Source organism: Klebsiella sp. 141153 (assembly GCF_032601995.1).
GTDB classification, from domain to species: domain Bacteria; phylum Pseudomonadota; class Gammaproteobacteria; order Enterobacterales; family Enterobacteriaceae; genus Klebsiella; species Klebsiella aerogenes.
Genome location: NZ_JAQIRJ010000012.1, coordinates 48,086 through 70,934 on the forward strand (window position 1 = coordinate 48,086; position 22,849 = coordinate 70,934).

Consider the following 22,849-nt stretch of genomic DNA (forward strand, 5'->3'; position numbering starts at 1 on the left):
ATGGTCGAAACATTGCTGGAAGTTCGCAATCTGAGTAAGACCTTTCGCTACCGCACCGGCTGGTTCCATCGCCAGACGGTAGAGGCGGTGAAGCCGCTCAGCTTTACCCTGCGCGAGCGGCAGACGCTGGCAATTATTGGTGAAAACGGCTCCGGGAAATCCACGCTGGCCAAAATGCTGGCCGGCATGGTCGAGCCGACCACCGGCGAACTGTTGATTGACGACCATCCGCTGGAGTTTGGCGACTACTCATTCCGTAGCCAGCGTATTCGTATGATTTTTCAGGATCCCTCGACCTCGCTCAACCCGCGTCAGCGTATTTCGCAGATCCTCGATTTCCCGCTGCGTCTCAATACCGATCTCGAACCGGAAGCCCGGGAAAAGCAGATTATCGAAACCATGCGCATGGTGGGACTGCTGCCGGACCACGTCAGCTACTATCCGCATATGCTGGCGCCGGGGCAAAAGCAGCGCCTGGGGCTTGCTCGCGCCTTGATCCTGCGCCCGAAAGTCATTATCTGCGATGAGGCGCTGGCCTCGTTGGATATGTCGATGCGTTCGCAGCTAATCAACCTGATGCTGGAGCTGCAGGAGAAACAGGGAATATCCTACATCTACGTGACCCAGCATCTGGGGATGATGAAGCATATCAGCGATCAGGTGCTGGTGATGCATGAGGGCGAAGTAGTCGAACGCGGAAGCACCGCCGATGTGTTGGCCTCGCCGCTCCATGAACTGACCAAACGGCTGATCGCCGGCCATTTCGGCGAGGCGCTGACTGCCGACGCCTGGCGAAAAGATGGCAAATAGCGTTAACCTTCCTTCAGGGGCGGCACAATAGCCGCCCCTGCTGTTTATGACTGCGGGAACACGCTCTGCGCCGGTAATGGACGGCGGTCGAAGCGTCGCAGCGCAAAATACAACCATCCGGTACCTACCCAGCCGATAATCCATGACACATCATTGCCGGCGAATATCCACGTCAGCGAACCATGGAACAGCGGGTTCTCAATAAACGGCAGTTGAATCAGCACGCCAATGATATAAATGGTAATGGCATACCAATTCCAGAAACCATAGCGTTGATGCGGATCGCTCAGCGCCGGAATATCGACCGCGCCTTTAGAGATAATGTAGTAATCCGTCAGGCTGATGGCGCTCCAGGGAACGAAAAAGGCCAGCAGGAATAACAGGAAATGGGTAAAGTGCTTTAAGAAAGCCGGTTCGCTGAGCAGCGCGATAATACATGAAGCCGCCACCATCATGACGACGAAAGCAACCCGGCATTGCTGCGACAACGCGGTCTGACGACGAAAACCGGAAACAATGGTAGTCAGAGACATAAAACTGCCGTAAGCGTTGAGCGTCGTGAAGGTGATTTTGCCAAAGCAGATAGCAAAATAGATAACCATCGCCATCACCTGGCTTTTACCTAATCCCACCAGATAACTCACTTCATGACCGGGGAATGCGCTGCCGGCAATCGCGGCGGTAAACACACCCAGCGTCATGGATGTCTGGGTTCCCAATACGGTTCCGAAAAACACCGAGCAGAACGTTTTCGTTGCCGATACATTGCGTGGCAGGTAGCGCGAATAGTCGGACACATACGGGCAGAAAGCGATTTGCCACGACGAGGATAGAGACATCGCCAGCAGGAACATCGGCAGGGAGAAATGGTTATTTTGCGCCAGGGCCGTGAGATCCGCCGACATCAGCAGGGTAACGAACATATAGACGAAGGCCAGAATGCCGATAATGCTCGCCAGTTTACCCAGCTTATGAATCACCTTATAACCCAGCACCGCAATAACAATAATAATTGCACTGAATAGCAGCATTCCAGCTACATTGCTGATACTCAACAGTTTTGCCATCGCCTGCCCCGCCAGTACGGTACCGCTCGCGGAGAAACCGACATACATAATGCAGACCAGTACCAACGGCACTACCGCGCCAAAGACGCCAAACTGGGCGCGGCTTATTATCATCTGCGGCAAACCCAGCCGTGGTCCCTGCAGCGCATGCAGCGACATCACCGCCGCCCCCAGCACCTGTCCAAGAAGAAGACCTGTCAGCGACCACACCACGTCACCACCCAGCACTACGGCTAAAGCGCCGGTGACAATAGCGGTAATTTGCAGGTTGCCGCCAAACCATAGGGTAAACTGGCTAAAGGGATGCCCATGCCTTTCGCGCTCGGGGATGTAATCAATCGACCGCGTTTCCTTTAATCCTGCCTCATTACTTTTTGATTGCCCGTCTGTAGACGAAAAAGAAGACATAGGTACCTCGCTATTATTATTTCATTCACTCCCCATCTGACCGATCATGTATATACAAGCATTGACAACTGCCCGCACCGCACGCATCCTATTTTTGTGATGAATATGTAAATTCTTTGTATTGCAAAAAGTAACAAAACCATAACAATAACGTTGATTAACGCCTGCGCAGGCAGCGCTTAACCGAGGTGTACCGCTCATGATCGTTCCCGTTCAACTATCCACTCTGCCCGTCACACCCTGGAAAAATGGCGCAGGTGAGACCCGTGAGATAGTCTGTGTGCCTTCACCTGATGCCCCTTTTTTATGGCGAGCCAGCATTGCCACTCTGCAAAATGATGGTCCGTTTTCCTGCTTTCCCGGCGTCGATCGGGTCATTACTCTGCTGACCGGGCAACCGCTCCGCCTGAAAGGCGAAGCTATCGATCACCCTTTAGCGTTGTGGCAACCCTGGGCTTTTGCCGGCGAGTGGCCGCTGCGTAGCGAAGGGATCCGCGAGCGCGGTCTCGACTTTAATATCATGACCCAGCGCAGTCGCGCCGCCGCCGAGGTACGCGTCGTGGACGATGTACAGACCCCCGGCGACGAAGGCGTCGCGTGGGTATTACAGGGGCGCTGGCAACTTGGTGAACGGCAATATGAAGCGCAATCGGGTATTTTCTGGCGCCAACAAGCGCCGGGCGAACTCGCGCCGCTAACGACGGACGCCCTGCTTTTACTCACCACGATCGTGCGCCGTTAACCGCAGAAATTTCGGCAACGCGTTGGGATCTGTCGCTAAAACACAGTGATTATCCGGTGATATACTGGAGCGAGCGCATTTATCATTACGCGCTGCCTTGCGACAGGCGACACAAAAAATCGTGACACAAGGGGTCTTCAGTGGGATATAATTCCCGGCTAAATTTGAGTTATTTTGAAATAACAACGTTAACCTTTTGATTGTTAGAGTAAAAATAAGCAATAACGATAAGGATTAAAGCTATGGGTTTTCTTTCCGGTAAGCGCATTCTGATCACTGGCGTGGCCAGTAAACTGTCCATCGCCTACGGTATTGCGCAAGCAATGCACCGTGAAGGGGCTGAACTGGCATTCACCTATCAGAACGAAAAACTGAAAGGCCGCGTAGAAGAGTTTGCTGCTGCGCTGGGTTCCAACATTGTGCTGCCGTGCGATGTGGCTGAAGACGAAAGCATCACCGCGCTGTTCACTGAGCTTGAGAAAGTATGGCCGAAATTTGATGGTTTCGTGCACTCTATCGGTTATGCGCCGGCTGACCAGTTAGATGGCGACTATGTCAATGTCGTAACTCGCGAAGGTTTCAAAATCGCCCACGACATCAGCGCCTACAGCTTCGTGGCGATGGCGAAAGCCTGCCGCGCGATGCTGAACCCGAACTCCGCGCTGCTGACCCTCTCCTATCTGGGCGCTGAGCGCGCGATCCCGAACTATAACGTTATGGGTCTGGCGAAAGCGTCTCTGGAAGCCAACGTCCGCTATATGGCGAACGCGATGGGACCGGAAGGTATTCGTGTTAACGCCATCTCCGCCGGTCCGATCCGCACCCTGGCGGCATCCGGTATCAAAGATTTCCGTAAAATGCTGGCGCACTGCGAAGCGGTCACCCCGATCCGTCGCACCGTCACCATCGAAGACGTCGGCAACAGCGCGGCTTTCCTGTGCTCTAACCTGTCTGCGGGTATCTCCGGCGAAGTCGTTCACGTTGACGGCGGCTTTAACATCGCTGCGATGAACGAACTGGAACTGAAATAAGTTCCTTATCCTCCTCACCCCGGTGAGGAGGATCTTTCCTCCCCCTCTCTACCTACGCTTTTCCTCTGTTATTCCAATCCGCTATTTATTAGTACGTATCAATATTTTCTCCTGCTTCAGGGTTACGCCAGGATAGTTGTGCATAGAGGTACCGCGAAACGGCGGTTCGCCACCTACCGAACAAGGAACGCCCATGGAGCAACGCCGCGTGTATGGCAAAAACCACTGGTATCACGAGACCCAGTCAACCAACAGCCCGGTCGAGGTTCTTCCTCTGGTGCCAGAAGCCGCTGACGTTGATGACCGTTTTTTGCTCGATCTGTCGCTTGCAGCCGATGTCAGCCACCCCCATGAAGGCTGGCTGGCGCCCGCGCGTCAATTGGCAAAGGTGCTTTTCCCGGACAGCGTCACGGTAACCCGATTACAAACCTTCAGCGCCTACGACCGTCTCAGCACCGCCCTGACCGTCGCTCAGGTCTACGGCGTACAGCGCTTATGTAACCACTATGCCGCGCGTCTGGCGCCGTTGCCGGGCCCTGATTCCTCACGAGAGAGTAATCGCCGACTGGCGCAGATTACCCAGTACGCACGCCAGTTAGCCAGTTCCCCTTCGGTTATCAACGAGGTCTCCCGCCGCCAGCTTGATGAGGTCGGACTGACCAGCCGCGATATTGTGTTAATTAACCAGATTATTGGTTTCGTGGGCTTTCAGGCCCGCGCGGTAGCTGCCTTTCAGGCCGCGCTCGGACAACCGGTACGCTGGCTTCCGGGTATGCCGCAGCAGGAAGATGCCCCGTCAGAACGCTTCACGGACGTGACAGGAGAGTGGTCTGCGGATATCGATGATGCCGACCTGCGTTACGCCAATGACGATAGGCAAGCAAGGCTCGCCGCATGGCACCGTCATCCCGGCCTACAGCCTCTCGCCCCTATTCTGGCAACGGATGAAGGGGCGTTAGCGCTGCTGCATCAACTGCTAACTGAACTGGATAACTCTGCGCAGCCCTTAAGCACAATGGCGGCGTTGCTGGCGGCGCGAATCAACGGTAGCGTCAGCTGTTTTAACGCCTGGGCAGCGCGCTGGACAGCTGATAACGGATTGTTGCAAGCATTGCGCGGCGATGAACGAACGATTCAGCGCTGGGCGCAAAGCCATTCTTTGGAACACGTTTTCCTGCAGGCGGCGCAGCTATTGACCCGTGCGCCGGACCGTTTTAGCGCCGCACAGCTAACTCCCCTCACTGAATATGGGCTTTCCCGCATTGAGGCTATCAATCTGCTGGCGTGGTGCGGCCTCTGCGGCTGGCTGAACCGGCTTAAAATCGCCCTCGGCGAGGTACGTCAAGCGACGTAAAATGCTGAAACAGCGCTTGCTGAGGCAGGCATATTCGCGTAAAAATGTCAGCCGCTCTTTTAGCCACGAAAAAACCTAATTATGTTTCAGGACAACCCGCTGCTAGCGCAGCTTAAACAGCAATTGCATTCCCAGACTCCGCGCGTTGAAGGGGTCGTTAAAGGTACGGAAAAAGGTTTTGGCTTCCTCGAAGTCGACTCGCAGAAAAGCTACTTCATTCCGCCGCCGCAAATGAAAAAAGTGATGCATGGCGATCGTATTATCGCCGTGGTCCATACGGAAAAAGAACGTGAAAGCGCCGAGCCGGAAGAGCTGGTTGAGCCTTTCCTGACCCGTTTTGTCGGTAAAGTGCAGAAAAAAGACGATCGCCTGTCTATTGTTCCTGATCATCCGCTGCTGAAAGACGCCATCCCTTGCCGCGCCGCGCGTGGCGTTGAACACGACTTCAAACAGGGTGACTGGGCGGTGGCTGAAATGCGTCGCCATCCGCTGAAAGGCGACCGCGGATTTTATGCCGAATTAACGCAGTTCATCACCTTTAGCGACGATCATTTCGTGCCATGGTGGGTGACGCTGGCGCGTCATAACCTGGAAAAAGAAGCGCCGAATGGCGTTGCTACCGAGATGCTCGATGAAGGACTGGAACGTCGCGATCTGACGGCGCTTGAGTTCGTGACCATCGACAGCGCCAGCACCGAAGATATGGACGATGCGCTATATGTAGAGCGCGCCGACGACGGTAAACTGCTGCTGACCGTCGCTATCGCCGATCCGACGGCGTGGATTGCCGAGGGCAGCAAACTGGACAACGCGGCGAAAATCCGCGCCTTCACCAACTATCTGCCGGGCTTTAATATCCCGATGCTGCCGCGCGAACTGTCTGATGATTTGTGCTCGCTGCGCGCCAACGAAGTGCGCCCGGTGCTCGCCTGCCGCATGACCCTGGCAGCCGACGGCGCCATTGAAGATAATATCGAATTCTTCGCCGCGACCATCGAATCAAAAGCCAAACTGGCTTATGACGACGTCTCCAACTGGCTGGAAAATATCGGCGCCTGGGAACCTGCCGATGACGCTATCGCGCAGCAAATCAAACTGCTGCAGGAAGTCTGCCAACGCCGCAGCGAATGGCGTCAAACCCACGCCCTGGTGTTCAAAGACCGCCCTGATTATCGCTTCGTGTTGGGTGAGAAAGGTGAAGTACTGGATATTGTTGCCGAACCTCGCCGCATCGCCAACCGCATTGTTGAAGAGTCAATGATTGCCGCTAATATCTGCGCGGCACGCGTGCTGCGCGATAACCTCGGCTTCGGCGTATATAACGTGCATACCGGTTTCGACCCGGCTAACACCGAGCAACTGGCCGCGCTGCTAAAAACGCACGATGTACACGTTGATCCGCAGGAAGTCCTGACGCTCGAAGGTTTCTGTAAACTGCGCCGCGAACTGGATGCCCAGCCTTCAGGTTTCCTTGATAGCCGTATCCGCCGCTTCCAGTCGTTCGCTGAGATTAGCACCGAGCCGGGCCCACACTTCGGCCTTGGGCTGGAAGCTTACGCGACCTGGACTTCGCCAATCCGTAAATACGGCGATATGATCAACCACCGTCTGTTAAAGGCCATCATTAAAGGCGAGACCATTGGCCGCCCGCAGGATGATGTCACCGTGCAGATGGCGGAACGTCGTCGTCTGAACCGTATGGCGGAACGCGACGTCGCAGATTGGCTGTACGCTCGCTTCCTCAACGATAAAGCCGGAACCGATACCCGTTATGCGGCAGAAATCATTGATGTCAGCCGCGGCGGCATGCGCGTACGCCTGGTTGATAACGGCGCTGTCGCCTTTATCCCGGCACCTTTCCTGCACGCGGTACGCGATGAACTGGTTTGCAGCCAGGAGAACGGAACCGTACAGATTAAAGGTGAAGTCGTTTATAAAGTCACCGATGTTATCGACGTGACTATCGCTGAAGTCCGTATGGAAACCCGCAGCGTCATCGCCCGTCCGGCGGCGTAACGCTTTTATGGCCCCTGCCCAGGGGCCATACATTTCTCGTTTTGAGTGAATATCGCCAGCTGCGCAAGGATGTGCGTTTTTTTCGCTTCTCTTTTGCAGCCGTTTTTTGCATCATTGATTTCATTCATTTTTGTAACCAGGATAATGCTATGTCTGATCTGAATGCCCGCCTGCTCGCCCAACGTATCGATACCGTGCTGGATATTCTGGTTGCCGGAGATTATCACTCGGCTATCCATAACCTGGAGATCCTCAAAGCCGAGCTGCAGGCGTTGTCTCACGACGAGCCAGAGAAGGACTCAGGGCAAACGAAAGCGCCGTGGGAAATCTGATTCATTCCTGTCCCCCAGCACGCCCGAAGGCCTGCTGGGCGCCGTATAGACCTCTAACTGTGATGTAGCTATGAACGCCCGACAACAAAGTATTTTACAAATGGTCATCGATAAAGGCCGCATGAGCGTTGCCGATCTGGCCAGGATGACCGGTGTCTCCGAAGTCACTATTCGCCAGGATCTGAATTCGCTGGAAAAGCAAAGCTATCTGCGCCGCACCCACGGCTTTGCCGTACCGCTTGATAGCGAAGACGTCGAAACCCGCATGATGACCAACTTTGCCATTAAGCGTGAACTCGCCGCGCGCGCTGCGTCGCTGGTGGCAGGCGGAGAGACGGTGTTCATCGAAAATGGCAGTTCAAACGCCCTGCTGGCCCGCACGCTGGCGGAACGCGGCGATATCACGATCATCACCGTTAGCAGCTATATCGCGCATTTACTCAAGGAAACGCCGGGTGAGGTCATTCTGCTGGGCGGCATTTATCAGAAACGCAGTGAAAGCATGGTTGGCCCGTTAACCCGTCAATGCATCCAGCAGGTGCACTTCAGCAAGGCATTTATCGGCGTTGACGGCTGGCAGAGTGAAACTGGTTTTACCGGCCGCGACATGATGCGCGCCGATGTGGTTAACGCAGTGCTGGAAAAACAGAGCGAAGCTATTGTGCTCAGCGACAGTTCGAAATTCAGCGTCGTGCATCCTTATCCACTGGGCCCGATTGCCCGTTTCAATCGCGTCATCACCGACAATAACCTGAGCGAAACTATTCGCCAGCAGCTCTGCGCAAGCGGTTTAACCCTCGATATTGTCAACCCCGCCTGATCGCTTCCGCCAGCGCCCTGGAATGGCGTTGGCAGCTCCTCTGTGTCTGAGAGTATTCTGACCTGCAATTAAGATTTTTTACCTGACGTTAAATTTTAAAATAAGTAGAATTATTATTAGCGATATAACAGGAAGTGACTATCACCTGCGTGATTAGAGCAACACCTGCGCAACTTAAGTTTCATGGAATAACCCTTAAGTCATAGTCAGTTGCTATGCTTAAAAGGAAGTTGTATCCATGAATAGATTATTCAGGAGAATAAAATGATGACTTCGATGAGCAAAAAAATGGCTGCGGCCGTACTGGCGGTTACTGTAGTAATGTCCCTGAGCGCTTGCTCTAACTGGTCTAAACGCGACCGTAACACCGCAATCGGCGCAGGCGCCGGCGCACTGGGCGGCGCGGTATTAACTGACGGCAGCACCCTGGGCACCCTGGGCGGCGCAGCGGTTGGCGGCATCATTGGCCACCAGGTTGGTAAATAACCACCCCGCGTATTAAATTAATAATAATTTCGTAGTTACTGACTCACGCATCTACAAATAATTAAGGCCACGGTAAATACCGTGGCCTTGTTGTTTATTTCGCAGAAATTATCTTAGCCACCCGCTAATTTCACTTTCATCCCTTTGGCTTCCAGCAGTGATTTCAGCAAGTCGCGTTTATCACCCTGAATTTCAATCACTCCGTCCTTGAGTGAACCGCCGCAGCCGCATTTCTTTTTCAGCTCAGCGGCCAACTTCGCCAGCGCGTCATCATCGAGATCGATACCGGTAATCAGGCAAACGCCCTTCCCTTTGCGCCCGCTGGTCTGGCGTTGAATGCGCACAATACCATCGCCCTTCGCTCTTTGCGGCGCCGCTTTCGGCTCTTCGATACGTCCGCTATCGGTAGAGTAAACCAGGCGGCTGTTAGAATCGCTCATTACGCCTCCAATTTCAGCGACGCGTTGATAGCCGCAAGCGTTGCAGCCGGATCGGCGGATTGGGTAACCGGTCGGCCGATTACCATATAATCAACCCCTGCCTGCTGCGCCTGTTCCGGAGTCATAATCCGGCGTTGGTCGCCAGCATCACTGCCTGTGGGGCGGATCCCTGGGGTAACTAACTTAAATTCTTGTCCTAACTCTTGTTTAAAGCGGACGGCTTCCTGCGCTGAGCAGACGACGCCGTCGAGACCACAGCGTTTGGTTAGCGCCGCCAGTTTAGCAGCATGATCGGCTGGAGAAAGCGTAATACCGAGATCCTGTAAATCGCTGGCCTCCATGCTGGTCAGTACGGTGACCGCTATCAGTAACGGCGCCTCTTTCCCAAACGGCAGCAGCGCCTCGCGGGCGGCAGTCATCATACGCGCGCCGCCGGAAGCGTGGACGTTTACCATCCATACGCCAAGCTCTGCGGCGGCGGCGACCGCGCGTGCGGTGGTGTTCGGGATATCGTGGAACTTCAGGTCGAGGAATACTTCAAAGCCGCGCTGGTGCAGGTCGCGAACAAACTGCGGGCCCAGCAGCGTGAACATCTCCTTACCTACCTTCAACCGGCAATCGCGCGGATCGATTCGATCAACAAAGGCTAACGCCTTATCGCGGTTATCATAATCAAGCGCAACAACCACGGGAGAAGATGTGATAACGCGAGGAGAAGAGCTAGCAGTAGACGTCATGACCGGACCTTAATTGTTGATGGGCGCCTGCACGGCGCAAAAAAGGTAAACGGGCAGCATTCTACCTGCGAAGTAGGGAAAATGACAGGCTGGTTTTGCCCGGCTACAGACAAAAGCGGGCACGTGGTAACAGAAGCGGGTACGGTAAAATACAGATAAGTATGTTGTAACTAAAGACAGGCTTTTTTTAGATGTTACTGGCCATCAAGGCCGCGAATCGGCTTGATAGTCGCCCACGAACGGCAGGACGGGCAGTGCCAGTACAGGGTGTGGGAAGTAAAACCGCACTTCTGGCAGCGGTAACGCGGTTTGCTCCGCACCTGCTCGCCAACCATGTTGCGCAGAACCCCCAGGCTCGCCTTCGCGCGCCCTTCTTCCGCCTCATTAAGATGGTAGTCCATCAGTTTATGGAACACGCGCATCGTCGGGTGTCGTTCCAACTGGCGAGTCACATAGCTCTGTGCAGCCTCGGCGCCTTCCTGCTGCTCGATAATTTGCGCCAGCATAAGCTCCGCGGTCGCCCCGGTGTTCTCTTCGACACAGCGGCGCAGGAACGCTTCCCACTCCTCATGCTTACCCAACTGCTGATAACAGGTTTGCAGCATTTCCAGGGTTTCACCAACCAGTTCTTTATCCTGGCCAATCACCCGTTCCAGGCTTTCTACCGCTTTCGCGTAGTCGCCTTTTTCCATCCACACGCGCCCCATCATAATCGAGACGCGGGCGCTGTTACGGTCCGCTGACGCGCCTTTTTTCAGCAGCGTCATTGCTTTATCGAGATCGTTACTGGCCATCTGCTGCAGCGCCAGCTCACACCAGAAGTTGGCGATATCGCTGCGATGTTTTTCTTTGCCCAATTTTACCAGCCTTTCGGCGACTTCAATCGCGGACTGCCAATCGCTGGTTAGCTGGTAAATTTGTAGCAGTTGCTGTAGCGCGCCCAGGCGGAAGTCGGTTTCATCCACCAGCTGCTTGAACATATCTTCCGCGCGATCGTACAGGCCGGCGGCCATGTAATCTCGCCCCAGCTGTTGGACGGCAAGCAGGCGCTGATCGTAGGTGAGCGAGGCGCTCTCCATCAGGCTTTGGTGAATGCGGATGGCGCGGTCGACTTCACCACGCGAACGAAACAGGTTGCCAAGGGTCAAGTGGGCTTCAACGGTGCCGGTATCCTCTTTTAACATATCGAGGAACAGATCTACGGCTTTGTCCTGCTGATTGCTCAGCAGGAAGTTGACCCCGGCCACGTAATCACGCGACAGGCGACTAGCATCGTCCTGTTTGGACTGTTGTGCGCTCCTGCGCCCCATATACCATCCATAGGCAGCGGCAACGGGAAGAAGCAGAAACAACAACTCCAGCATAGAAGGTTATTCCTTGACCGCAGGGACGCCGGCATCAGCAGGCGCTACGGTCACTGGCGCGATCTGCTGCTCCAGGCGTTTAATTTTACGTTCGGCGCGCGCCAGCGATACACGAACCCGCAGCCAGAACAGGCCGCAAATCAGCCAGCCAATCGCAAACCCGGCAGCGAATAACACCGCCAGCAACGTGGAGATGCGGAATTCACCCTGCGCGAGCAAATAGTTGAACGTGACCAGTTGGTCGTTTTGCGCACCCAGCGTCACAGAGATGACGAAGATAGCTAACACCAGTAAGAAAATAAGTAAATATTTCACATGACTTCCCGTTCTGTGGGTTGCGCGAGTAAAACGCGTTCAAGCCCTATAAAGTATCATTTTCACCGCAGTGGTGAAATGGAAAAGCATGACACCCGTCATGATATGCGGCCAGGTGTCGCGAAATTCAACATAAACGGCGTCAGGTTGCGCGTTTTTTGATATCCGTCGCCTCTTCGACAGGCGGGGTTAACGGGCCGCAAAAACGCTGCGTGAGCCAGGTCGCCGCGGTAACCAGCAGCCAGGAAAGGCTGGTCGCCACGATAAGATCCTGCGGCCAGTGCATGCCTAACGCCAGGCGGCTGCCCATGACCGCAGTAGCCCACCCCAACAGCAGGCCGATAGTCACCCAGCGCCGACGTGGCCACAACAGTCCTACCCCCAGCAACGCCCAACTGGCGGCAAACATGGTATGGCCGGACGGAAAGGCAAAACCGGTCTCTTTTTGCCAGTGTTTACGCAAGAATCCCGGTATTGTCTGTTGTTCAGCCAATTGCTCATGCACCAGTTTAGCGCGTTCTTTACGTTTTAACTCATAGAATTGCGCCACCGGTACCTGTTGGGTTCTTTCTAACCAAATCACAAATGGCCGTGGTTCCTGCACCCGTTCTTTGATCCAGGATTTAAGCCCCTGACCTGCCAGGATGGCGGCGCCGAGAATGAGAAACAGCACCAGCGCTTCGCGCAGACGAAACCGTAAACACCACAAAAACCAGCCAAATAGCGCTACATGAGTAATTATTCCCCACGGCTGGGTGACGGTTTCAGTCACCCAGTACCACATTTTCAACATGGCCGGGGCTTGACCCGGCTGCCACTGCCAGCCGGAGAGCCAGACTATAACGGGCATAACAAGCAATAGCGCCGCCCCGATGGCGGTCCTTTTGGCAATCAACAGCATCATATCTCCTTCTCTTTCCTTCTGAATATCATAACGGAAAGTAGATCGTTTGTGCGCTTTCCGCGCAGGCGGTCGTTGGTAATTAGGAGAACGTCGCGGCGTTGTGGCAAAATAGTAGTAAACAGAAAGCACATTCAGGTGCTGTCAGAATCTGGAGAATCACATGCAGCTTAAACGTGTGGCAGAAGCCAAACTGCCAACCCCCTGGGGCGATTTCCTGATGGTGGGCTTTGAAGAACTGGCAACCGGGCAGGATCATGTCGCGCTGGTGTATGGCGATATTTCGGGGCAAGCCCCGGTACTGGCTCGCGTACACTCAGAATGTCTGACGGGCGATGCCCTTTTTAGTCTGCGTTGTGATTGCGGTTTTCAGCTGGAAGCGGCGCTGTCGCACATCGCTGAAGAGGGGCGCGGGATCCTGCTTTATCATCGTCAGGAAGGCCGAAATATCGGTTTGCTGAATAAAATTCGCGCCTACGCGCTTCAGGATCAAGGTTACGATACCGTCGAAGCCAACCACCAGCTAGGCTTTGCCGCCGATGAGCGCGATTTTACGCTGTGCGCCGATATGTTCAAACTGCTCGGCGTTGAGCAGGTTCGACTGTTGACCAACAACCCGAAGAAAGTCGAAATTCTGACCGAGGCGGGAATCAATATCGTCGAACGCGTTCCGCTCATCGTCGGCCGTAACCCGAAAAACGAACACTACCTGGATACCAAAGCGGCCAAGATGGGGCATCTGCTGAATAAATAAGTCAGCTCCAGAATGAATCAGGGCCAGCATTCGCTGGCCCTTTCTTTTACAGCATATTACGAATCACATAATGCAGAATGCCGTCATTCTGATAGTAGGTAAGTTCAGTCGCGGTATCGATACGACAGCGACACTGAATGACCTCCTGCTGTCCATCGGCGCGGGTGATGGTGACTGGAACCGTTGCCGCAGGATGCAGCGCCTGCAGGTTACTGATATCGATCCGCTCTTCGCCGGTCAGCTGTAGCGTTTTACGCGTCACGCCTTGCGGAAACTCCAACGGTAATATCCCCATGCCAATAAGGTTGGAGCGGTGAATACGCTCGAAGGACTCGGCAATCACAACCCGCACGCCCAACAGACGCGGCCCTTTTGCCGCCCAGTCGCGGCTGGAACCTGAACCATATTCTTTACCGGCAATCACCGCCAGAGGCGTACCCTCGGCTTTATACAGCATAGCCGCATCGTAGATAGCAACAGGCTGCGTGTCTGGTAAATGACGCGTCATCCCCCCTTCCACGCCCGGCACCATTTCGTTACGGATACGAATATTGGCAAAGGTACCGCGCATCATCACCTCATGGTTGCCACGTCGTGAACCATAAGAGTTGAAATCGGCGCGCGCCACGCCGTGCTCCTGCAAATAGCGTCCTGCAGGGCTGTCTGCCTTGATACTTCCTGCCGGAGAGATATGGTCGGTGGTCACCGAATCGCCTAACATCGCCAGGATCCGCGCGCCGTGAATATCTTCTACCGGTTTCGGCTCAACGCCCATCTCATCAAAGAATGGCGACAGGCGAATATAGGTAGAGTCATCCTGCCAGCGATAGGTATCGGAACGGTCTACCTGAATAGCTTTCCACTCCTCGGTACCTTCGAAGACTTCGGCATATTCTTTACGGAACATGTCGGTGGAAACCTGCTGCACCGCGCGAGCAATCTCCTCGCCGCTCGGCCAGATATCCTTCAGGAACACCGGCTTACCGTCTTTACCAACCCCAAGCGGTTCACGGGTCAGATCAATGTTCATATTGCCAGCCAGCGCATAGGCCACGACCAGCGGTGGCGACGCCAGCCAGTTGGTTTTCACCAACGGATGGATACGACCTTCGAAGTTGCGGTTACCGGAGAGCACCGCCCCCACGGTCAGGTCACCCTTTTTAATTGCCTCTTCGATAGGTTCCGGCAGCGGCCCGGAGTTACCGATACAGGTTGTACAACCATACCCTACGAGGTTAAAGCCCAATTCATCGAGATAAGGCGTCAACCCCGCATGCGCCAGATAATCAGAAACCACTTTCGAACCCGGCGCCAGCGAGGCTTTCACCCACGGCTGCGGTTTCAGGCCACGCTCAACGGCGTTCTTCGCCAGCAGGCCGGCGGCCATCAACACGCTCGGGTTGGAAGTATTGGTACATGAAGTGATTGCCGCAATCGCCACCGCGCCTTCCGGCAGCGAATAGCGTTGCCCATTGAGAGTGTAATCAACCGACTGACGCGATTTTTGCGTTTGATTCACTTCCAGTTCGTTGCTGGCGGCAAACGCTTTCGGCACATCGCCCAACGCGACGCGGTCCTGCGGCCGTTTCGGCCCGGCGAGGCTGGCCTCAACCGTACCCATATCCAGCGCCAGGGTGCTGGTAAATACCGGCTCATCGCCCGTCTGGCGCCACATCCCCTGCGCTTTGGCATAAGCTTCAACCAATGCCACCTGCTCTTCGCTGCGCCCGCTCAGGCGCATATAGCTGAGGGTTACCGCATCGATCGGGAAGAAGCCGCAGGTCGCGCCATATTCTGGCGACATATTCGCAATGGTTGCCCGGTCGGCCAGCGGTAACGAGTCGAGACCGTCGCCGTAGAATTCTACGAACTTGCCAACCACACCATGTTTGCGCAGCATCTGGGTCACTGTCAGCACCAGGTCAGTCGCGGTGATCCCCTCACGCAGTTTACCGGTCAGCTTGAAACCGACGACATCAGGTATAAGCATGGATACCGGCTGCCCAAGCATCGCCGCTTCCGCTTCAATCCCGCCGACGCCCCACCCTAATACGCCCAGACCGTTAATCATGGTGGTGTGCGAATCGGTACCCACCAGCGTATCCGGGTAAGCCACCCATTCGCCATCCTGTAGTTCGCTCCACACGGCACGGCCGAGATATTCAAGGTTCACCTGGTGGCAGATCCCGGTTCCCGGCGGCACAACGCTAAAGCGGCTGAAGGCCTGCTGCCCCCAGCGCAGGAAAGCATAACGTTCGTGGTTCCGCTCCATTTCAAGGCGCACGTTATCTTCAAAGGCGTTTTCATTACCAAAACGGTCCACCGTTACCGAGTGGTCAATCACCAGGTCAACCGGCGAGAGCGGATTCACCTTTGCCGTATCGCCGCCCAGCCGTTTTACCGCTTCACGCATGGCGGCTAAATCGACCACCGCCGGTACGCCGGTAAAATCCTGCATCAATACGCGCGCCGGACGATAGGCTATTTCGCGGTCGGCATGCGCTTTCTGCAGCCAGCCGGCCAGCGCCTGAATATCTTGTTCCGTCACCGACTCGCCATCCTGCCAGCGCAGGAGGTTTTCAAGCAGAACTTTGAGGGATTTGGGCAGTCGGGTGAGATCGCCCAGTTGTTTAGCGGCCAGCGCCAGGCTGTAGTAATGGTAGGTTTTGTCTTTGACCTGTAGCGTATCCTTACTGGCTGCTCGTAGTGTTGACGACATAGCTCCTCCTTTATCACAGGGATGCATGCCCTGAACTCCTCAGGGTCTTTATTAAAGATAACACAAACTTGACATAACACTTTGATAACAACTCAAATTGCTAAAATTGACAAAACCATACAGTTCAGAAATTTTGAAGATAACAGTGTTACAGCACGGAGATATTTGATGAGGTTGAGTAAGTTCCGAACCTATTCACTGAACGGGAAAAGAAAAAGAGCTAATCACGGATAGACAATGATTAGCTCAGGATGGATTAACATTTAAAGCTGATAAGTCGGAAAATAATTTCTTCCACCGTGTTCCACAATTCCGGGTGCTAATTTTACCAACCTCCTTTTGTCACAAAAGTGAAATATAACCTTCTCTGATAAACTGCTTTAGCTAATAATCCAGATGAATAATGCAACGATGCACCAGAAAGCGCTAAGCCCCATCAGTAGTGAGCCCCAGACCTGACTGCGCAGCGTTGGATCGATTTCCGCTTTGTGACGTTCATACGACATCGCGAGCTTTGCATAATCGATATTGTTTATCATTTCATCACCACCAATTGCTAAAATCATCAGGTACAGATAAATCTTAATAAGATATATAAAATAGATCCAGCTAATTCAGGAACAGGTAAAAGGCTTTTAACCGTTATTTTGATCGCAGCGGGTATATTGGAGAAATAACGAAGTGAAAATCCGTAGAAATGTGATTACAACGAGGTTTATAAGTTCTGATAAGGTCCATAATAGAAAATGGCACTCCCCGGAGGAAATGCCATTTATCAATTCGATTATTTTTCCGGCAGTTTAATATCTTTGAACATGGCCTCTATATCCTCATTCGAACGTAGCGCCACGGCCGTATCGACCACATCTCGCGTTAAATGCGGCGCAAAACGTTGAATAAAATCATACATATAACTTCTGAGGAAGGTGCTTCGGCGGAAGCCTATCTTGGTGGTGCTGTGGCTGAAAATACCATTGGCATCGAGTTTTACCAGGTCTGGATCGGACACGGGATCGACCGCCATGCTGGCAATAACTCCAACGCCAAGCCCTAAGCGCACATAGGTTTTGATGACATCGGCATCAGTCGCCGTGAAGACGATACGTGGAGTAAGCCCGGCGCGATTAAACGCGGTATCCAACTCAGAACGTCCGGTGAAGCCGAAGGTATAAGTTACCAGCGGATACTGCGCCAGCTCTTCAATGGTCACCGAACCTTTCGAAGCGAGCGGGTGGTCCGGCGTCACCACAATTGAACGGTTCCAGTGATAGCACGGCAGCATCACCAAATCGTCGTACAGATGCAGCGCTTCGGTAGCAATGGCAAAGTCGGCATTACCCTTCGAAACCGCTTCTGCAATCTGCGTCGGCGACCCCTGATGCATATGCAAAGAGACCCGAGGATAACGCTCAATAAAGCCTTTAATCACTCCAGGGAGCGCATAACGCGCCTGCGTATGGGTGGTGGCAACGTACAACGAGCCCTTATCCGGCCAGGTGTGCTCGCCTGCCACGGATTTAATGGCCTCAACTTTAGATAACACTTCACGCGCGATGCGAATAATTTCCTGACCGGCTGGAGTGACCTGAGTTAAATGCTTACCGCTGCGGGCAAATATCTGAATTCCCAACTCATCTTCCAGCATGCGTACCTGCTTGCTGATGCCAGGCTGTGAAGTATACAAGCCTTCGGCGGTAGAGGAGACATTCAGGTTATGGTTAACAACCTCAACGATGTAGCGGAGTTGCTGTAGTTTCATGGCTGATATCCGTAAACGCGTCAAATGAATCCGCTTAATACCCATTACGTTCAGACTGCTGCCTGCCGGCGGCAAAATGCCAGAGATGCCCTGCGGCACGCCGAACCTGCGCCACAACGCGTGCTGAGACCGATGGTGTATAAGACGATTTAATAATAAAAAAGTGATTCGCTATAACCACTATATCATTTATATCTACAGTGTATAGATGGTAACAAAAAATAATAAGTCGGTTATAAAGCGACAATGACGAGGCGGTAGTGCGAGGAAAATCGAAGAAAGAATGGGCCGCATCGCGGCCCATTCAGAAGGTTACTTTTTCGCTTCAGTCCATTTACCGTCGATAAAGAAGGCGGACCAGCCGGTCGCTTTACCCTCTTTCTCGGAGGAAACGTACTGTTGCTTGGTCTTACGACTAAAGCGTACCAGCGTTTTATTGCCCTCAGGATCCTGCTGCGGCGCATCGGCCAGATAACGCAGCTTTTCAGGCAGACGATCGCGGAAGCGGTACAACTCTTCCACTAACGGCGCACGTGTTTCACGTGATTTCGGGAAGGTGTTTGCCGCCAGGAAAACGCCCGCCGCGCCATCGCGCAGGACGAAATAAGCGTCGGACTTCTCGCAGGGCAGTTCCGGTAAAGGCACCGGATCTTCCTTCGGCGGAGCCACTTCGCCATTACGCAGGATCTTACGCGTATTTTTACATTCGTCGTTGGTGCAAGCCATGTACTTACCAAAACGCCCCATTTTGAGGTGCATTTCGGAACCACATTTCTCACACTCCACGATAGGGCCGTCATAGCCTTTGATACGGAACTCGCCCTCTTCAATCTCGTAGCCGTCGCAGGTCGGGTTGTTACCGCAGACATGCAGTTTACGCTTCGGATCGATAAGGTAGCTGTCCATCGCGGTGCCGCATTTCTGACAGCGACGTTTAGCGCGCAGCGCGTTGGTTTCGGCATCATCGCCTTCCAGCACGTTGAGAACTTCGTTTTCCGGTACCAGGTTAATGGTGGTTTTGCAACGCTCTTTCGGCGACAAAGCGTAGCCAGAGCAGCCGAGGAATACCCCGGTACTGGCGGTACGAATGCCCATTTTACGCCCGCAGGTCGGACAGTCGATGCTGGTCAGCACCATTGGGTTCGGCTGCATACCGCCTTCTTCAGGATCCTTCTCAGCCGTTTGTAGCTGGGAAGTGAAATCGCCAAAGAAGTTATCAAGCACCTGTTTCCACTCGGCCTGATGATTGGCCACCTGATCGAGGCGGTCTTCCATCTGTGCGGTAAAATCGTAGTTCATCAGATCGCGGAAGTTTTCTTCCAGACGGTCGGTGACGATTTCACCCATTTTTTCAGCGTAAAAGCGGCGATTCTCGGCGCGTACATAGCCGCGGTCCTGGATGGTCGAAATGATCGACGCATAAGTGGACGGACGACCGATGCCGCGTTTTTCCAGCTCTTTTACCAGCGAGGCTTCGCTGAAACGCGCAGGCGGTTTAGTGAAGTGCTGCGCAGGTGTCAGTTCCACCAGGCTGAGGCTGTCGCCCTGATTGACCACCGGTAACGTCCGGTCTTCATCGCCTTTACGCAGCGCTGGCATCACTTTCGTCCAGCCGTCAAAGCGCAGCGTACGACCGCGGGCTTTTAGTTTGAACTCGGCAGCCTGTACCGTCAGGGTGGTTGAGTCGTATTTTGCCGGCGTCATCTGACAGGCGACGAACTGACGCCAAATCAGTTGATATAACTTCTGCGCATCGGCTTCCATGTCTTTCAGCGATTCCGCCATCACATTCACGTCAGAAGGACGAATCGCTTCGTGCGCTTCCTGCGAGTTTTCTTTGCTGGCGTACTGATTCGCGCTTTCAGGCAGGTATTTTTTGCCGAAGTTATCGCCGATATAGCCGCGTACCATATTCAACGCATCCTGACTCAGATTGGTAGAGTCGGTACGCATGTAGGTAATATGACCGGCCTCATACAGACGCTGGGCCATCATCATGGTTTTCTTCACGCCGAAGCCAAGACGGGTACTGGCGGCCTGCTGCAGCGTGGAGGTGATAAACGGCGCGCCCGGCTTGCTGCTGGTCGGCTTATCTTCGCGCTCCAGCACGCTATATCGCGCTTTTTCCAGCAGCGCGACGGCCGCCATGGTTTCGTCACGGTTAACCGGACGGAACGGCTTGTCATTCTTGTGAGTCACCTGCAACGGTAACGCGTCACCGCCCGGCGTGGTAGTACTGGCGTCGATCTCCCAGAACTCTTCCGGAACGAAGGCTTTAATTTCGCGTTCGCGCTCAACGACCAGGCGGACTGCGACAGACTGCACGCGGCCAGCGGACAGACCGCGGGCAATTTTTTTCCACAGCAGTGGAGAAACCATATACCCCACCACGCGGTCCATAAAGCGGCGCGCCTGCTGGGCATTAACACGATCGATATTCAGCTCGCCCGGCTTCTCAAAGGCCTGACGAATTGCGTTTTTGGTGATTTCGTTAAACACCACGCGGCTGTACCGTTGCTCATCACCACCGATAACTTCCCGCAGGTGCCAGGCAATGGCTTCCCCTTCGCGGTCAAGGTCGGTTGCGAGATAGATGTGGTCGGCTTTTTCCGCCAACTGTTTGAGTTCTGAAACTACCTTTTCTTTACCCGGAAGTACTTCATAATGCGCATTCCAGTCGTGCCATGGGTCTACACCCATGCGGTTGACCAGAGCGCCACGTTCATCCTTTTTAGGCTTTTTAGCCCCTTTGGTGGAGGTAGAGTCGGCGCTCTTTTTGGAAGCTGAGCCACTGGTCGGCAAATCGCGGATATGACCGACGCTGGATTTCACCACGTAGTCATTACCCAGATACTTATTGATCGTTTTGGCTTTTGCCGGGGACTCAACGATAACGAGAGCTTTACCCATATTCACCTTTACCTAATTTAATTCATCCAGGAATACATCGCACATTGATTCACCATCCACTAGCGACGTGCCTGATATGTTGCGGCCACGTCGATGGATATCAACCCTCTGCACGCCCAGTTTCACATCCATAAAACCAGATAGCTGAGTTTGCTGGCTTTAGCGAGCCAGGTTGCATAGCACGAAGAATTTTTGGCCGAATGTCAAGCAAATCTGTTGCCAGATCGCTGAAAGCGTCACACTGTACCTGATAAAATTCGTTACGCAACTTTATTAGCATGCAAAAGCCAACTCCGCCAGTAAAGTGATGTTTCTTAGCCAGTTGCAATTACCCCTGCACAATCAATGGAAAATTTGCCCGTTGCCCTCTCGCGGCGTAGACTACCCGCGAAGAACTACAGGAGTCCGTTATGCAAGGTACAACCCAACCCATCGAACGCCAGGCGTTACTTGAAATTGCCAACCAACTCATTCGCGATCATGAAGATACGTTAGCCGGAATTGAAGCCACCAACGTCGTTCAGCGTAACGGGGTTTTGGTGTTCAGCGGCGAGTTTTATCTTGATGAGCAAGGTTTGCCGACAGCGAAGAGCACTGCCGTATTTAACATGTTCAAGTATCTCGCTCATGAGTTGTCAGATAAGTATCACCTGGTTGATTAATAGCCAGTCATTGATGGGCCGGCTCTCGGCTTAAGCCAGCCAGAAACAGCAACGCGAGGTATCAGCCTCGCGTTGTTTTATCTTACATTAAGGGCTTTTGCCCACGCTGCCACCAGCGAAGTAATAGACGGTCCGCGCTTTCTGCCGCGCTACCGGTAACGCGATCGAGCAACTTCTTACGCTGCTGATAACGCACGCTAATGACTTCATGGTTATCCATCATGCTCAACAGGAGTTCATCGCTGGTCTGTACCGCATCCGCCAGCCCTTTTTCCAGCGCCTGCACGCCGTACCAGTGCTCGCCGGTCGCTACCTTTTCGATATCCAGCGACGGGCGCATCTGATGTACGAAATCTTTAAAAAGCTGATGGGTTTCATTGAGATCTTCGCGGAATTTCTGCCGGCCTTCCTCGGTGTTTTCACCCAACATGGTTAACGTGCGTTTATATTGCCCGGCGGTATGGAGTTCAATATCGATGTCTTTGTTTTTCAGGAAGCGATTGATGTTGGGGATCTGCGCCACTACGCCAATCGAGCCAAGGATAGCAAACGGCGCGCAGACGATTTTGTTCGCCACGCAGGCCATCATATAGCCGCCGCTGGCAGCGACCTTATCGACCGCAACCGTCAGTGGGATCTGTTTATCACGTAAGCGCTGCAGCTGCGATGCAGCCAGGCCATAGCCGTGAACCACCCCGCCGGGGCTTTCCAGACGCACCACCACCTGGTCACGCGCCTTCGCCGAAGCCAGCACCGCCGTAATTTCTTCGCGCAGACCGCTTACCTCGTGGGCATCCATGCTGCCTTTAAAATCCAGCACCCAGATACGCGCCTTGCCGCTGGGCTCCGTGGTGCCCAATTTTGCCCGCGCTTTGGCCTCTTTGGCTTCCTGCTTATGCTTTTTCTTCTGCGCTTTATGCCAGAGTTTTTGCTGCGGGCCATCCAGCAGCGCCACCGCCAGCTCTTCTTTCATCTCCTTATATTGCTCGCTAAGATTCGTCACCCGCAGCTCGCCGCGCTGCTTCTTACGCTGTGTCAGATTAACGATAATGGCGGCGATAACCGCAATGGCAACGACGATAGTCGCAGCCTTGGCTAAAAATAAGCCGTATTGAGCAAGTAATTCCACGTTTTCACCTTGTGTAAAGCACTGACGTTGACGCACAGTGTACATCAGCCTTTATCATCAAGTCTCTGCGCTTTCCGTGCGCTGCGAGGCGCA

General features: G+C 53.8%; 21 protein-coding genes. 10 read left to right on the forward strand and 11 right to left on the reverse strand.

Going from position 1 to position 22,849, the window contains the following annotated elements:
- Positions 1-810, forward strand: a complete 810-nt coding sequence (sapF, locus tag PGS10_RS20485; RefSeq protein ID WP_015366242.1) for a peptide ABC transporter ATP-binding protein SapF — start codon at positions 1-3, stop codon at positions 808-810.
- 44 nt (positions 811-854) lie between these two features.
- Here sapF and PGS10_RS20490 read toward each other — a convergent pair whose 3' ends face one another.
- Positions 855-2,285, reverse strand: a complete 1,431-nt coding sequence (locus PGS10_RS20490) for a purine-cytosine permease family protein (RefSeq protein WP_063414237.1) — start codon at positions 2,283-2,285, stop codon at positions 855-857.
- A gap of 199 nt (positions 2,286-2,484) precedes the next feature.
- Between PGS10_RS20490 and PGS10_RS20495 the strand changes: the two genes are divergently transcribed.
- From PGS10_RS20495 to osmB, 7 genes are all read left to right on the forward strand, one after another.
- On the forward strand, positions 2,485-3,027 hold the full coding sequence (locus tag PGS10_RS20495; RefSeq protein WP_063414235.1) for a HutD/Ves family protein: 543 nt from the start codon (positions 2,485-2,487) through the stop codon (positions 3,025-3,027).
- A gap of 242 nt (positions 3,028-3,269) precedes the next feature.
- Positions 3,270-4,058, forward strand: a complete 789-nt coding sequence (gene fabI / locus PGS10_RS20500) for an enoyl-ACP reductase FabI (protein ID WP_045393136.1) — start codon at positions 3,270-3,272, stop codon at positions 4,056-4,058.
- 193 nt (positions 4,059-4,251) lie between these two features.
- Positions 4,252-5,412, forward strand: a complete 1,161-nt coding sequence (locus tag PGS10_RS20505; RefSeq protein ID WP_047044995.1) for a carboxymuconolactone decarboxylase family protein — start codon at positions 4,252-4,254, stop codon at positions 5,410-5,412.
- 81 nt (positions 5,413-5,493) lie between these two features.
- A complete protein-coding gene (locus PGS10_RS20510; protein WP_063414231.1) occupies positions 5,494-7,428 on the forward strand; it encodes an exoribonuclease II in 1,935 nt (644 codons plus the stop codon).
- Between the two features lie 149 nt (positions 7,429-7,577).
- Positions 7,578-7,760 carry a hypothetical protein gene (locus PGS10_RS20515; protein WP_045393142.1) on the forward strand — a complete coding sequence of 61 codons (183 nt, stop codon included), beginning with the start codon at positions 7,578-7,580 and terminating at the stop codon, positions 7,758-7,760.
- 70 nt (positions 7,761-7,830) lie between these two features.
- Positions 7,831-8,580 (forward strand): DNA-binding transcriptional regulator YciT, encoded by a 750-nt coding sequence (locus PGS10_RS20520; protein WP_316423406.1) that lies wholly within the window; start codon positions 7,831-7,833, stop codon positions 8,578-8,580.
- Between the two features lie 267 nt (positions 8,581-8,847).
- Positions 8,848-9,066 (forward strand): osmotically-inducible lipoprotein OsmB, encoded by a 219-nt coding sequence (osmB, locus tag PGS10_RS20525; RefSeq protein ID WP_032688354.1) that lies wholly within the window; start codon positions 8,848-8,850, stop codon positions 9,064-9,066.
- Positions 9,067-9,179: 113 nt separating this feature from the next.
- Here osmB and yciH read toward each other — a convergent pair whose 3' ends face one another.
- The 5 genes from yciH to pgpB form a co-directional block, all read right to left on the reverse strand.
- Positions 9,180-9,506 carry a stress response translation initiation inhibitor YciH gene (gene yciH / locus PGS10_RS20530; protein WP_015705734.1) on the reverse strand — a complete coding sequence of 109 codons (327 nt, stop codon included), beginning with the start codon at positions 9,504-9,506 and terminating at the stop codon, positions 9,180-9,182.
- Positions 9,506-10,243, reverse strand: coding sequence for an orotidine-5'-phosphate decarboxylase (pyrF, locus tag PGS10_RS20535; RefSeq protein ID WP_045393148.1), 738 nt, complete (start codon positions 10,241-10,243; stop codon positions 9,506-9,508). The genes yciH and pyrF overlap by 1 nt, the downstream gene beginning before the upstream one ends.
- A 194-nt stretch (positions 10,244-10,437) precedes the next feature.
- Positions 10,438-11,607 carry a lipopolysaccharide assembly protein LapB gene (lapB, locus tag PGS10_RS20540; RefSeq protein WP_045374683.1) on the reverse strand — a complete coding sequence of 390 codons (1,170 nt, stop codon included), beginning with the start codon at positions 11,605-11,607 and terminating at the stop codon, positions 10,438-10,440.
- 6 nt (positions 11,608-11,613) lie between these two features.
- Entirely contained in the window at positions 11,614-11,922 is a 309-nt protein-coding gene (locus PGS10_RS20545; protein ID WP_045374686.1) for a LapA family protein, read from the reverse strand.
- Between the two features lie 142 nt (positions 11,923-12,064).
- Positions 12,065-12,823 carry a phosphatidylglycerophosphatase B gene (gene pgpB, locus PGS10_RS20550; RefSeq protein WP_045393152.1) on the reverse strand — a complete coding sequence of 253 codons (759 nt, stop codon included), beginning with the start codon at positions 12,821-12,823 and terminating at the stop codon, positions 12,065-12,067.
- Between the two features lie 163 nt (positions 12,824-12,986).
- On the opposite strand from pgpB, the gene ribA reads away from it, so the two are divergent.
- Complete coding sequence (gene ribA / locus PGS10_RS20555; RefSeq protein WP_015366227.1) at positions 12,987-13,577, forward strand: GTP cyclohydrolase II; 591 nt, start codon at positions 12,987-12,989, stop codon at positions 13,575-13,577.
- 46 nt (positions 13,578-13,623) lie between these two features.
- On the opposite strand, the gene acnA is transcribed toward ribA, so the two are convergent.
- From acnA to topA, 4 genes are all read right to left on the reverse strand, one after another.
- A complete protein-coding gene (gene acnA / locus PGS10_RS20560) occupies positions 13,624-16,296 on the reverse strand; it encodes an aconitate hydratase AcnA (RefSeq protein WP_316423407.1) in 2,673 nt (890 codons plus the stop codon).
- 380 nt (positions 16,297-16,676) lie between these two features.
- Entirely contained in the window at positions 16,677-16,835 is a 159-nt protein-coding gene (locus tag PGS10_RS20565) for a YmiA family putative membrane protein (protein WP_072056445.1), read from the reverse strand.
- 245 nt (positions 16,836-17,080) lie between these two features.
- Positions 17,081-18,055, reverse strand: a complete 975-nt coding sequence (gene cysB / locus PGS10_RS20570) for an HTH-type transcriptional regulator CysB (RefSeq protein ID WP_015705738.1) — start codon at positions 18,053-18,055, stop codon at positions 17,081-17,083.
- 312 nt (positions 18,056-18,367) lie between these two features.
- Entirely contained in the window at positions 18,368-20,965 is a 2,598-nt protein-coding gene (gene topA, locus PGS10_RS20575) for a type I DNA topoisomerase (RefSeq protein ID WP_316423408.1), read from the reverse strand.
- A 410-nt stretch (positions 20,966-21,375) separates the two neighbouring features.
- Here topA and PGS10_RS20580 point away from each other — a divergent pair, with 410 nt between their 5' ends.
- Positions 21,376-21,627 (forward strand): YciN family protein, encoded by a 252-nt coding sequence (locus tag PGS10_RS20580; RefSeq protein ID WP_015366222.1) that lies wholly within the window; start codon positions 21,376-21,378, stop codon positions 21,625-21,627.
- A gap of 82 nt (positions 21,628-21,709) precedes the next feature.
- Here PGS10_RS20580 and sohB read toward each other — a convergent pair whose 3' ends face one another.
- Entirely contained in the window at positions 21,710-22,756 is a 1,047-nt protein-coding gene (gene sohB / locus PGS10_RS20585; protein WP_316423409.1) for a protease SohB, read from the reverse strand.
- Between the last annotated feature and the right edge of the window lie 93 nt (positions 22,757-22,849).